We start from the raw sequence: 13203 nt of genomic DNA on the forward strand, positions 1-13203 counted from the left end.
CCAGGGCTGGTCCAGGGCTGGCCCAGGGCTAGAGCAGGCGCTTGAGCACGCCGAGCGGGGCGTGCCGCACGACCACCGACAGCGGCGCCCACGGCAGCGCCGGGACGCACGCCGAGTCGACCTGCTTCTCGATCGCGGCCACCATCGCCCGCACGCCCTTCTCGGTGGAGACCATCAGCGGCGTCGAGGACGTGTGCTCGTTCATCTCCGAGGCGATGTAGCCGGGGTAGAGCACCGTGACCTTGACGCTGCGCGCCAGCGGGGTGCCGTGCAGCTCGTGGCGCACGCCCTCGGCGAGGTAGGCCGCGCCGATCTTGCTGGCGGCGTACGTCGTCATCGACCGCGGCATCGCGCGCAGCGCGGAGACCGACGACACCATCACGAGGTGCCCCTGCTCCTGGGCGCGGAACACCTCCATCGCGGCCTCCACCTGGCTCAGCGCGCCCACGAAGTTGGTCATCGCGGTCTCGCGGTTGACCTCGGCGCGACCGGTGCCGACCGGGGCGCCCTTCCCAAGGCCGGCGTTCACCACGACGCGGTCGAGGTGGCCGAAGGCGGCACGCAGGTCCTCCACCACGGCCGGCACGGCGTCGTGGTCGGTGACGTCGAGGGCGCGCACCTCCACCCGTCGGTCCGGGTGGGCGGCGAGCACCTCGGCGCGCAGCGCGTCGAGCCGCTCGGTACGTCGGGCGCAGAGCGCGAGGTCGTGGCCGCGGGCCGCCAGCTGGCGGGCCATCTCGGCGCCGAGGCCGGAGGAGGCGCCGGTGATCAGGGTGGTCGGCATGGGCGCGATCATCGCCCACCCGCTCGGTGCAGGGTCGCCCGGGGCGCGTCTCGGTCGTACCACGTTCGGGTGTCGGCGCGGCGTACCCCTTGACAGGGGCCGCGTGGTGGCCTTCTGTCGTCTACACCGCGCCTTCTGTCGAAACATCGGGTGTCGACGCGCGGGTGTCTCGGTCTCAGGGAGTCTTCGTGTCGATCTTTCACTCACGCCGGGCGGCGCGCAGCGCGCTCGGCGTCGTCTCCGCGGGCGTCGTCGCGGCCGGGTTGGTGGCCACCGTGTCGCCGGCCGGCGCCGCCGACCCCAGCGGCATCCAGCCCCTCGACGCGTCGCAGCGTCCTGCGCTCGACGTGTTCGAGGACGGCCGCTACATCGTCCTGATGGAGCAGCCCAGCATCGCCGCCTACGACGGGGGCACCCGCGGCCTCGCCGCCACCAAGGCCGCCCCCGGCCGGTCCCTCGACGCCCGCTCCGCGGCCGCCGTCGACTACCGCGCCTACCTGCAGCGCCAGCAGCGGGCCTCGGCCTCCGCCGTCGGTGCGGAGGTGGTGCGCAGCTACACCACCGCCACCAACGGCTTCGCGACCCAGCTGACCGGGGCCCAGGCCACCGAGCTCGCCGCGTCCAAGGACGTCTACGCGGTCGTCCCGGTGGAGGCGCGCACCCCCGACGCCAGCACCACCAACACCGCGGCGGCGCTCGGCATGTACGGCAAGGGCGGCGTGTGGCGCCAGCACGGCGGCCAGGCCCGCGCCGGCTCCGGCGTCGTGGTCGGCGACCTCGACACCGGCATCTGGCCCGAGAACCCGTCGTTCTCCGGCCAGCAGCTCAGCGGCACCCCCACCGGCCAGTGGCGCGCCCGCGTCGACCCGCTGGGCAACACCACCATGGAGAAGGCCGACGGCGGCGCGTTCCGCGGCGCCTGCGAGACGACCGACGACTTCGCGATCACCGACTGCTCCACCAAGATCATCGGCGCGCGCTACTACCCCGACAGCTTCGTCGACACCGTCCCGCCCGAGGAGTACGGCCCCGGCGAGTTCATCTCCCCGCGCGACGGCGGCGGACACGGCAGCCACACCGCGAGCACCGCGGCCGGCAACGTCGTGCCCGACGTCTCCGTCGACGGCATCGACTTCGGCGAGGTCACCGGCATGGTGCCCGGTGCCTCCATCGCCTCATACAAGGTCTGCTGGGAGGACACCGACCCCGACACCGGCGGCTGCTACACCGACGCCATCCTCTCCGCGATCGACGACGCCGTGCGCGACGGCGTCGACGTCATCAACTTCTCCATCTCCGGCGCCCTGGACACCGTCGTCGACCCCGTCGAGATCGCCTTCGCGGGCGCGGCCGACGCCGGCATCTTCGTCGCCGCCTCCGCCGGCAACAGCGGCCCGACCGCCTCGACCGTGGCCCACAACAGCCCCTGGCTGACCACCGTGGCCGCCACCACCTACCGCAACTTCGACGGCACCGTCGAGCTCGGTGACGGCACCCGCTACCTCGGCGCCATGATCGACGGCGAGGGCCTGCCCACGCAGACCCCGCTGGTCGACTCCGCCGAGGCCGTCGCCGCCGGGTCCACCGAGGACGACGCCGCTCTCTGCGCGCCCGACAGCCTCGACCCCGCCGTCGTGGCCGACACGGTCGTGGTCTGCCTGCGCGGCACCTACGGCCGCGTGGAGAAGTCCACCGAGGTCGAGCGCGCCGGGGGCGTCGGGATGATCCTGGTCAACCCCGCCCCGAGCAGCATCGACGCCGACCTGCACCCCGTGCCGACCGTGCACCTGAACAACGACGACGCGGAGGCGATCTACGCCTACCTCGACACCGCGGCCCCCACGGCCGCGCTGCTCCCGGGCAACCAGACCGACGAGGCGTCGGCCGCGCTGCCCCAGGTCTCCGGCTTCTCCTCGCGGGGCCCGGCCGAGGCCAACGAGAGCGACATCCTCAAGCCCGACATCGCCGCGCCCGGCCAGAGCGTGCTCGCCGCCGTCGCGCCGCCGTCGAACAGCGACCGTGACTTCGACCTCTACTCCGGCACGTCGATGGCCGCACCCCACATCGCCGGTCTCGGTGCGCTGCTGCTCGCCGAGAACCCGACCTGGACCCCGCAGATGGTCCAGTCGGCGATGATGACCACCGCCACCAGCACCCGCACGGAGAACGACGGCGCCTCGCGCGACGCCTTCGCCCAGGGCGCCGGCCAGGTCACGCCGGGCAGCATGTTCCAGCCCGGCCTCTTCATCACCTCCACGCCGCGCCAGTGGTACGGCCTGATCACCGCCCAGGGCTACGACACCGGTGTCGAGGAGTTCGACGCCAAGCGCGTCAACCTCCCCTCGATGGCCGACCACGCCGTCGTGGGCAGCACCTCCTTCACCCGCACCGTCACCAGCCAGGCGAAGGGCTCCTGGAAGGTCGTGCCGAGCGTCCCGGGCTTCAGCGCCACCGTCGACAAGCGCACCATCTCCGCGGCCGGTCCCGGCGTGAAGCGCAAGATCACCGTGACCTTCACCGCCAAGCCCACCACGGCGACCGACACCTGGAAGAAGGGCTTCGTCAAGCTGGTCGGCACCACCACGGCCCGCATGCCCGTCGCCCTGAAGGCCGTGGCCCTCGATGCACCCAGCGTCGTGACCGGCACCGGCACCGACGGCTCGGTCGACGTCACCGTCACCAGCGGTGAGACCGGCGAGATCGACCTGACCACCCAGGGCCTCACCCAGGCCGAGTCCGTCGAGGACTCCGTCGACGTCGGCGACGACGCGGTCTACTGCGTCGACGTGCCGGCCGGCACCCCGCTGGTGCGCTTCGACGCCGACGCCGCCGACGACACCGCCGACCTCGACCTGTTCACCTACGAGGCCACGGCCGGCTGCGCCGCAGCCACCGCGGAGGGCCCGTCGTCGGCCACCGGTGCCGCCGACGAGTCGGTCACCATCACCGAGCCGAGCGCCGCGGCGTACTTCGTCGTGGTCAACGGCTACGCCGCCGGCGAGGAGGGGGCCCCGATGGACTTCCGTCTCGACAGCTACGTCGTCGACGACGCCACCGCCGTGGGTGACCTCACCGCCACCCCCGACCCGCTCCCGGTGACGCAGGGCGAGGAGTCCACCTACGAGATCTCGTGGACCGGTCTGGCCGAGGACGCCCGCTTCCTGGGGCAGGTCCTCTACGGCGACACCGGTCTCGCGACCACCGTGGAGGTCTCCACCGCCACCCCGTGACCCGGTGACGGGGTTGCACTCGACCCCACCCTGGTCCACGAGCACGACCTGGACGGCCACCCCGCTGCGGCGGGGTGGCCGTCCGGCGTTCCCGGCCGTCGGGCACCACCTCGGGCTTGCATCCTGGGTATGCATACGTGGTATACATACTGCGTATCCATGAGGCCGCGGCTCGCGCGGCCCCGGAGGGACGAGGTGGTCACGTGTCGGTCAAGCAAGCACTCCTGGCGCTGCTGGAGCAGGAGCCCATGTACGGCTACCAGCTGCGCACCGAGTTCGAGCAGCGCACCGGGGCGACCTGGCCACTGAACGTCGGGCAGGTCTACACGACGCTGACCCGCCTCGAGCGCGACGGCCTGGTGGAGGCCGCCGGCGCCGACGACGAGGGCCACGAGCGGTGGCGGCTCACCGACGCCGGCCACGACGAGGTGGCCACCTGGTTCACCACGCCGGTGGCCCGCACGCAGCCCCCGCGCGACGAGCTGGCGATCAAGCTCGCGCTGGCCGTGACGGTGCCCGGCGTCGACGTCGGCACGGTCATCCAGCAGCAGCGCAGCGCCACGATGCGCGCGCTGCAGGACTACACCCGCCTCAAGCGCCGCGTCGGGAGCGACCCCGACGACCGCGCCGACCTCGCCTGGGGCCTGGTGCTCGACTCGCTGGTGTTCTCCTCGGAGGCCGAGATCCGCTGGCTCGACCACTGCGAGGCCCGGCTGCGACGTGCGGCCGTGCAGCGCGACGACAGCGCGCCCCGCGTGTCCGCCTCCGGCTCCGGCTCCGGCTCCGGCTCCGAGCGCGGCGCCGACGTCCGCCGCACCCCTGACGGGAGCCGGCGATGAGCGCCCCGACCAGCGCGGTCGCCCCGGCGCAGGCCGCCGCCCTGCGCCAGGCCGAGGCCCGCTGGCTGGCCCAGTCGGCGGCCCGCCTGGCCGCCGCCCCGCGCCGCCGCGCCGCCGCCTCGCGCCGCCGCGCCGTCGGCGCCCGTCGTACGGCGGTGTTGCGATGAGCGCCGTGCTCGAGCTCGTCCGGGTCTCGCGGGTGCACGGCGAGGGTGCCACCGAGGTGCACGCGCTGCGCTCGGTCTCCTTCGCCGCCCACGCCGGCGAGCTGGTCGCCGTGATGGGTCCCTCGGGCTCCGGCAAGTCCACGCTGCTGACGCTGTCGGGCGGCCTGGACACCCCCACCGACGGCGTGGTGCGCGTCGAGGGCGCCGACCTCGGCGCCCTCGGACAGCGGGAGCGGGCGCGGATGCGCCGCACCTCCATCGGCTACGTCTTCCAGGACTTCAACCTGGTGCCGGCGCTGACCGCGGTGGAGAACGTCTCTCTGCCCCTCGAGCTCGACGGCGTCCGCACGCGCGCGGCCAGGGCCGCGGCCGTCGTGGCCCTGCAGGAGGTCGACCTGGCCGACCTCGCCGACCGGTTCCCCGACGACATGTCGGGCGGGCAGCAGCAGCGGGTGGCCATCGCCCGCGCCATCGTGGGGGAGCGCCGGCTGATCCTGGCCGACGAGCCCACCGGAGCCCTGGACACCGAGACCGGTGAGGGGATCCTGCGCCTGCTCCGGGCGCGCTGCGACGCCGGCGCGGCCGGCGTCATGGTGACCCACGAGGCCCGTCACGCCGCCTGGGCAGACCGCGTGGTGTTCCTGCGCGACGGCGTGGTGATCGACGAGTCCGGCTCCGTGCCGGTCGACGTCCTGCTCGAGGAGGGGGCGAGCCGATGAGCCCGCTCTCCGGATGGCGGGTGCCGCTGCGCCTGGCCTGGCGCGACGCCAAGCGCGCCCGCGGGCGCAGCCTGCTGGTGCTGGTGATGATCGCGCTGCCCGTGCTCGCGGTCGCCGCCGCCGACACGTTGTACGGCACCCAGGACGTCTCGGGGGTCGAGAGCCTGGAGCGCCGGCTCGGCGCCGCCGAGGCCCGGGTGGAGCTGTCGCCCGGCTCCCGGGAGGCGGTGCAGAGCTTCGACCCCGACAGCGGCAGCTGGGGCCTCGGCGAGCGCCGGGAGCCCGGCGCGGCCACCCTCGACGACGTCGAGCGGGTGCTGCGCAACCCCGACCTGGCGACGGTGCCTCTGGAGTCGGGAAGCACCCGGGTCGAGACCGACGACGGCCAGATCGACGTCGACGTCACCGGCACCGACCTGCTCGACCCGCTGACGCGGGGCCTGGTCGAGCCCGTCTCGGGGCGCCTCCCGCGCACCGACGACGAGGCGGTGGTCAACGGCGACCTCGCCCGGCGCGGGCCCGGCGAGGGGGAGCAGCTGGTGCTCGAGGACGGCACGACGCTCGACGTCGTGGGCGTCGTGGAGTCGACCGCCGTCACCGGCTACCCGCAGGTGTGGGCCCGCCCGGGCGTCGTGGAGGCCGGGGTCGCCGCCTCCCGCCCCACCACCGTGCTGGTCGGGGGCGACCCCGTGTCGTGGGAGCAGGTGCGCGCGCTGAACGTCCTGGGCGCCGTCGTGCTGTCGCGGGCGGTGGTGACCACCCCGCCGCCGGACTCCGCGCTGCCCGCCCAGCTGCAGGGCCCCGACGAGGGCCTCGACGAGGCCACGCTCACGGTGCTGGCGCTGGTGGTGGTCATGGTGCTGATCGAGGTGGTCCTGCTCGCAGGTCCCGCCTTCGCCGTCGGGGCGCGCCGCCAGGCACGCACGCTGGCGCTGCTCGCGGCGGTCGGTGGCGTGCCGGCGCAGGCCCGACGGGTGGTCCTGGCCTCCGGGGTCGTCCTGGGCGCGCTCGGCGCCGTGCTGGGCGTCGGGCTGGGCCTGCTGGCGGCGCTGGCGCTCGCGCCGGTGCTGCAGGCCTACTCCATGACGCGCTTCGGGCCGTTCGAGGTGTCCTGGACCCACCTGGCCGGCATCGCGGCGTTCGGCCTGGTGAGCGCGCTGCTCGCCGCGGCCGTGCCGGCGTGGGTGGCCTCGCGCCAGGACGTCGTGGCGGTGCTGGCCGGACGCCGCGGCGACCGGCAGGCGTCCCGGCGCTCGCCGGTGCTGGGCCTGGCCCTGCTGGGCGTCGGCATCGCGGGAGCGACGTACGGCGCGATGGGCCGCGGCGAGATCTGGATCGCGGTGTCGGCGATCGTGTCGGTGCTGGGCATGATCCTGCTGGTGCCGGTGGTGGTCGTCGCGGTCGCCGCGCTCTCCTCCCGCTTCCCGCTCGCGCTGCGCTTCGCCGCGCGTGACGCCGCGCGCCACCGCACCCGCACGGTGCCTGCGGTGGCGGCCGTGGCCGCCACCGTCGCCGGCGTCGTGGCGCTCGGCATCGCGGTCACCAGCGACGAGACGCAGAACCGCGAGACGTACGTCGCGGCGTTCGCCACGGGCACGGGGGTCCTCAGCGCGTACGGCGGCGACCTCGACTGGGACGCCTACCGCGCGGCCGCGGTCGACGCGCTGCCCGACGCCACGGTGGAGGAGGTGATCGGCACGCGGCTGCCCCGTGAGGGACGGGCCTACCGCCAGGTCACCGTCACCCGGCCCGGCGGCGGCGACCGGCTCCTCAGCAGCTACGGCGGACCGTTCAACGCCGACCTCCTGGTCGGCACCACCCTCCCGCCGGGGCTCGCCGGCGTCGACGACCTGGAGGCCGACCGGGCCGCGCGGGTGCTGGCCTCCGGCGGCGCCGTGGCGTTCTCGGCGGGACCCGTCGACGACACCCGCGTGCGGCTGGTCACCGAGACCTACGCCCGCAACGGACCGAGCGAGCGCACCCGGCTCGAGGTGCCCGGCACCTACATCGACCTCGGGCAGGACTTCGCAGTCGTGCCGGGCATGGTCGGGCCGCAGCTGGCCGAGCGGCTCGGCGGCCGCGACCGGGTGGTGGCCGTGGTGGCCGTCGCGGCCGGCGGAGCGATCAGCACGGACGCCGAGGAGCGGCTCTCCGAGGCCGTCACGGCGCTGAACGGCGAGGCGTCGTTCGACGTCGAGCGGGGCTACACCACCGAGGAGGAGACGCTGGTGATCCAGCTGATCCTCGGCGCCCTCGGCGGCGTGCTGATGCTCGGCGGCACGCTCACCGCGACGTTCCTCGCCCTCTCCGACGCCCGCCCCGACCTCGCCACGCTCGCCGCGGTGGGCGCCAGTCCCCGACGCAGACGCGGCATCGCGGCGTCGTACGCGCTGGTGGTGGGGCTGGTCGGTGCGGTGCTCGGGGCGCTGGTCGGCGCGATCCCGGGGGTGGCGATCACCTACCCGCTCACCGGGCCGAGCGACTACGGCTCGCCGGCCGGCGCCCCCGGCAGCTACCTCGACGTGCCGTGGCTGCTGGTCGGCGCCGTCGTGGTCGGCCTGCCGCTGCTCACCGCGGCGCTGGTCGGGCTCACCGCCCGCTCCCGGCTCCCGCTGGTCGCCCGGCTCGACTGAGGCGCCGGCACCTGTCGGCCCTGACCCGCACCTGTCGGCCCGCGCGACGGCCGACAGGTGCGGGTTTCACCAGCCGGCTGGTGAAACCCGCCAGGTGAGCGGCGGGCCGCCGTCCTGGAGGTCGTCGACCCGAACCCTCGGTTGTCGACCGAGGCCTCAGCTGACAACCGAGGGTTTCACCGGGTGTCCGGTGAATCCCGCAGAACAGTCAGGCTTGACTGTTTGTAAGTGCGCGGGGTGTGATGGGCGCGTGACGACCACCCCGACCCGTGTGCCGCAGGAGGAGCGCAGCCGCCTGATGCGGGCGCGGCTGCTGGAGGCGACGGTCGAGCTGCTGGTGGAGCGCGGCTTCGCCGGGACGACGACCACGCTGGTCTCGCAGCGGGCCGGGGTGAGCCGGGGTGCGCAGCTGCACCACTTCCCGTCGAAGAACGACCTGGTGGTCGCGGCGGTCGAGCACCTCACCGAGAAGCGCGGGGTCGAGCTGAGCGCCGCCGCGGCCGCGCTGCCCAGCGGCGAGCGGCGTACCCGCGGGGTGCTGCGGATGCTGGGCGAGCACTTCACCTCGCCGGTCTTCACCGCCGCCCTCGAGCTCTGGGTCGCCGCCCGCACCGACGCCGCGCTGCTCGCGGCCGTCGCGCCGCTGGAGCAGCGGGTGGGCCGCGACATCCACCGGCTCACCGTCGAGCTGCTGCGCGCCGACGAGTCGCAGCCGGGCGTGCGCGAGCTGGTGCAGGCCACCCTCGACCTGGTGCGCGGCCTCGGCCTGGCCGACACCATCACCGACGACGCCCGGCGCCGCGAGCGGATCCTCGACCAGTGGGCCGCCACCCTCGACGCCACCCTCGACGCCACCCCCGACCGGCGTCCCGCCGCCGGCCCGACCCCGACCCCGGAGCGCCCGTGAGCACCCTGCTGGATGACCTGCTCGACGACCTGCGCGCGGAGGGCGACCAGCTGCGCGCGGTCGTCGCCGACCTCCGGCCCGCCGGCGGCGACACCGGCACCGACGCCCACGCCCACGGCGGCTGGGCCACCCCCACGCCGGCCGCGGGCTGGACCGTGGCCACCCAGGTGGCCCACCTGACCTGGACCGACGAGGTGGCCGTGCTCGCCGCGCGCAGCGCCACCCCCGAGGGGAAGCAGGCCTGGGACGACGTCGTCACCGGGGCGATCGGCGACCCCGACGGCTTCGTCGACACCAGCGCCCACGCCATCGCCGCGCTGCCGGGCGCGGAGCTCCTGGCCCGCTGGGACGCCTCCCGCGAGGCGCTCGCGCGGGCGCTGCGCGATGTGTCGGCCGGGCAGCGGATGCCGTGGTTCGGTCCGCCCATGTCGGCGGCGTCGATGGCCACCGCCCGCTTCATGGAGACCTGGGCCCACGCCCAGGACGTCCACGACGCCCTCGGCACCCACCCCGAGCCGACCGACCGGATGCGCCACGTCGCCCACCTCGGTGTCCGCACCCGCGACTTCGCCCACTCCCTGCACGGCGAGCCCGCTCCCGGCTCGCCGTTCCGCGTCGAGCTCACCGCGCCCTCCGGCGCCACCTGGAGCTGGGGCCCCGACGACGCCGAGCAGCGCGTCACCGGCCCGGCGCTCGACTTCTGCCTGCTGGTCACCCAGCGGGTGCACCGCGACGACACCGCGCTGGTGGCCACCGGCGCCGGCGCCGACCACTGGCTGTCGATCGCCCAGGCCTTCGCCGGCGCCCCCGGGGCCGGCCGCGCCCCCCGCGCCGCCCACGACGCCGTACCCGGACGCACCGACAGGGCCACGTCGTGACCGCGACCGTGACCGCGACCGGGCAGCAGCCCGGCACGCTGCTGGTCGGCAACTGCTCCGGCTTCTACGGCGACCGCCTCTCGGCCATGCGCGAGATGGTCGACGGCACCGTCGGTGGGCGCCACCTCGACGTGCTCACCGGCGACTACCTCGCCGAGCTCACCATGCTGATCCTGGGCCGCGACCAGCTCAGGGACGCCTCGCTCGGCTACGCCCGCACCTTCGTGCGCCAGCTGGAGGACTCCCTCGCCGGCGCCCTCGAGCACGGCACCCGCATCGTGGCGAACGCCGGCGGCCTCAACCCCGCGGGCCTGGCCGACAAGGTGCGCGAGGTGGCCCGCGGCCTCGGCCTCGACGTCGCGGTCGCCCACGTGGAGGGCGACGACGTGCGCGCCCTCGCCGCCGAGCAGGGCTGGCACGACGCCCTCACCGCCAACGCCTACCTCGGCGGCTTCGGCATCGCCCGTGCGCTGGCCGGCGGCGCCGACGTGGTGGTCACCGGGCGCGTCACCGACGCCTCGCTCGTGGTCGGTCCGGCCGCCGCCCACTTCGGCTGGACCCCCGACCAGCACGACGCCCTCGCCGGGGCGGTGGTCGCCGGACACGTGCTGGAGTGCGGCGCCCAGGCCACCGGCGGCAACTTCAGCGGGTTCGCCGCGCTGCTCGCCGCCGGCATGGACCCCGCCCTGCCGCTGGGGTTCCCCGTGGCCGAGGTCGCCGCCGACGGCAGCAGCGTGATCACCAAGCCCGACGGCACCGGCGGCGCGGTCACCTGCGACACCGTCACCGCCCAGCTGGTCTACGAGATCCAGTCCACGCGCTACCTCGGCCCCGACGTGACCACCCACCTCGACTCCGTGCGCCTCGAGCAGGTCGGCCCCGACCGGGTGGCCGTCTCCGGCGTCACCGGCCAGGCGCCCCCGGAGCGGCTCAAGGTGTGCGTCAACGAGCTGGGCGGCTGGCGCAACACCGTCGAGCTGGTGCTCACCGGCCTCGACGTGGAGGCGAAGTCGGCCTGGGTGCGCGCCCAGCTGGAGCCACGCCTGCGCGCAGCGAGCGTGACCTGGTCGGAGGCCGCGACGCCGCAGGCCGACGCCGACACGGAGGAGGGCGCCTCCACCCTGCTGCGCTGCACCGTGATGGACCCCGAGGCCGGGCCCGTCGGCAAGGCGTTCACCGCCCCCGTGGTGGAGCTCGCCCTGGCCTCCTACCCCGGCTTCACCCTCACCGGGCCCCCGCCGCAGCCCACGCCGTACGGCGTCTACCGCGCGGCGTACGTCGAGCGCGCCGCCGTCGAGCACACCGTGGTGCACCCCGACGGCCGCCGCGAGGTGGTGGCCGACCCCACCGGGCCCGACGGGCTCGCCGACGTCACCGCGGCCGAGCACGACGCGGGCCGGCGTCCCTCGCCGTACCCCGCCCCGCCCGACACCCTCAACCGGCGGATGCCGCTCGGCACGTTCGTGCACGCCCGCTCCGGCGACAAGGGCGGCGACGCCAACATCGGGCTGTGGGTGGCCCGCGACGGCTCGCCCCGCTACGCCGAGCGCGTCACCTGGCTGGCCAAGGTGATGAGCCCGCGCAAGGTGCGCGAGCTGGTGCCCGAGACCGCCGACCTGCCGCCCGACGCGGTCGAGGTGCACCTGCTGCCCCACCTCGGCGCCGTCAACGTCGTCATCCACGGCCTCCTCGGCCGCGGCGTCGCCGCCTCCACCCGCTTCGACCCGCAGGCCAAGGGCCTGGGGGAGTGGCTCCGCTCCCGCACCGTCCACGTCCAGGAGGGCCTTCTGTGACCGCCCAGCTCACCGCCCCGTCCACCAGCCCGTCCACCAGCCCGCCCGCCGCCGACCGCGCGGCCGAGCGGGCCGCCGAGATCGCGGCGCTGCGCGAGACCGCGGCGGAGTTCACCCGCCGCGAGGTCGTGCCCCACCTCGACGACTGGGAGGAGGCCCGCGAGGTGCCCCGCGCCCTGCACCGCGCCGCGGCACGCCAGGGCCTGCTCGGCATCGGGTTCCCCGGGTCGGTGGGCGGCGAGGGCGGCGACCTCAAGCACGCCACGGCGCTGCAGGAGGCGATGTTCGCCGCGGGCGCCTCCAGCGGCCTGATGGCCGCGCTGTTCACCAGCGGCATCGCGCTGCCCCACCTCGCCGCCCACGGCTCGCCCGACCTCGTCGAGCGCTTCGTGCGGCCCACCCTGGCCGGCGAGCTGGTCGGCGCGCTGGCCGTCACCGAGCCCGGCGGCGGCTCCGACGTCGCCGGCCTGCGCACCACCGCCCGCCGCGACGGCGACCACTTCGTGGTCAACGGCACCAAGACGTTCATCACCTCCGGGGTGCGCGCCGACTTCGTCACCACCGCGGTGCGCACCGGTGGTGCGGACGGCGGCGACCAGGGCCACGGCGGCCTCAGCCTGCTCGTGGTGGAGAAGGGCACGCCCGGCTTCTCCGTCGACCGCACGCTGGAGAAGATGGGGTGGCACTGCTCCGACACCGCCGAGCTGTCGTACGTCGACGTGCGGGTGCCGGTGGGCAACCTGGTCGGCCAGCAGGACGCCGGCTTCTACCTGATCGCCGAGCAGTTCGTCGTCGAGCGCCTCGCGCTGGCCGTGCACGCCTACGGCACCGCCGCCCGCGCGCTGGCGCTGACCGCGGCGTACTGCCGTGACCGCGAGACGTTCGGCCGACCCCTGGTGGCCAACCAGGTCGTGCGCCACCAGCTGGTGGAGATGCACCGCCAGGTCGAGGTGGCGCGCGCCTACACCCACGACGTCGTGCGCCGCCACGTCGCCGGAGAGTCCGTGATCGCGGAGGCGTGCCTGGCCAAGCAGACTGCGTGCGAAGCCGCCACCGCGGTCTGCGACCGGGCGGTGCAGCTGCACGGCGGTGCGGGCTACCTGCACGGCACCGAGGTGGAGCGGCTCTACCGCGACGCCCGGATCCTGCCGATCGGCGGTGGTGCCACCGAGGTGCTGACCGACCTGGCCGCCAAGCTGCTCGGCTACGGGCGGTGACCGCGATGACCACCGACGGCACCGACGGCACGGGCA

Annotated in this window: 10 protein-coding genes; 9 read left to right on the forward strand and 1 reads right to left on the reverse strand. The window is 75.2% G+C overall.

Features of this window, described 5'->3' with window-relative positions; translation table 11 throughout:
* Window positions 1-28: 28 nt before the first annotated feature.
* Window positions 29-784, reverse strand: coding sequence for an SDR family oxidoreductase (locus AC4OR8_RS03750; RefSeq protein ID WP_492164229.1), 756 nt, complete (start codon window positions 782-784; stop codon window positions 29-31).
* Window positions 785-972: 188 nt separating this feature from the next.
* On the opposite strand from AC4OR8_RS03750, the gene AC4OR8_RS03755 reads away from it, so the two are divergent.
* The 9 genes from AC4OR8_RS03755 (at window position 973) to AC4OR8_RS03795 (ending at window position 13167) form a co-directional block, all read left to right on the forward strand.
* Window positions 973-4014: a S8 family serine peptidase gene (locus tag AC4OR8_RS03755; protein WP_492164230.1), complete on the forward strand. Its 3042-nt coding sequence runs from the start codon at window positions 973-975 to the stop codon at window positions 4012-4014.
* A 203-nt stretch (window positions 4015-4217) separates the two neighbouring features.
* Window positions 4218-4853 carry a PadR family transcriptional regulator gene (locus AC4OR8_RS03760; RefSeq protein ID WP_492164231.1) on the forward strand — a complete coding sequence of 212 codons (636 nt, stop codon included), beginning with the start codon at window positions 4218-4220 and terminating at the stop codon, window positions 4851-4853.
* Window positions 4850-5020 carry a hypothetical protein gene (locus tag AC4OR8_RS03765; protein WP_492164232.1) on the forward strand — a complete coding sequence of 57 codons (171 nt, stop codon included), beginning with the start codon at window positions 4850-4852 and terminating at the stop codon, window positions 5018-5020. Before AC4OR8_RS03760 ends, AC4OR8_RS03765 begins: the two co-directional genes overlap by 4 nt.
* On the forward strand, window positions 5017-5739 hold the full coding sequence (locus tag AC4OR8_RS03770; protein ID WP_492164233.1) for an ABC transporter ATP-binding protein: 723 nt from the start codon (window positions 5017-5019) through the stop codon (window positions 5737-5739). The genes AC4OR8_RS03765 and AC4OR8_RS03770 overlap by 4 nt, the downstream gene beginning before the upstream one ends.
* Window positions 5736-8372, forward strand: coding sequence for an ABC transporter permease (locus tag AC4OR8_RS03775; RefSeq protein ID WP_492164234.1), 2637 nt, complete (start codon window positions 5736-5738; stop codon window positions 8370-8372). The genes AC4OR8_RS03770 and AC4OR8_RS03775 overlap by 4 nt, the downstream gene beginning before the upstream one ends.
* A 250-nt stretch (window positions 8373-8622) precedes the next feature.
* Window positions 8623-9279 (forward strand): TetR/AcrR family transcriptional regulator, encoded by a 657-nt coding sequence (locus AC4OR8_RS03780; RefSeq protein WP_492164235.1) that lies wholly within the window; start codon window positions 8623-8625, stop codon window positions 9277-9279.
* Window positions 9276-10157, forward strand: a complete 882-nt coding sequence (locus tag AC4OR8_RS03785; RefSeq protein WP_492164236.1) for a TIGR03084 family metal-binding protein — start codon at window positions 9276-9278, stop codon at window positions 10155-10157. Before AC4OR8_RS03780 ends, AC4OR8_RS03785 begins: the two co-directional genes overlap by 4 nt.
* Window positions 10154-11950 (forward strand): acyclic terpene utilization AtuA family protein, encoded by a 1797-nt coding sequence (locus tag AC4OR8_RS03790; protein WP_492164237.1) that lies wholly within the window; start codon window positions 10154-10156, stop codon window positions 11948-11950. The genes AC4OR8_RS03785 and AC4OR8_RS03790 overlap by 4 nt, the downstream gene beginning before the upstream one ends.
* The gene (locus AC4OR8_RS03795; RefSeq protein WP_492164238.1) at window positions 11947-13167 is read left to right on the forward strand and encodes an acyl-CoA dehydrogenase family protein; all 1221 of its coding nucleotides are present in this window, start codon (window positions 11947-11949) and stop codon (window positions 13165-13167) included. The genes AC4OR8_RS03790 and AC4OR8_RS03795 overlap by 4 nt, the downstream gene beginning before the upstream one ends.
* Window positions 13168-13203: the final 36 nt, after the last annotated feature.

Source organism: Nocardioides sp. FY1077, assembly GCF_058681775.1.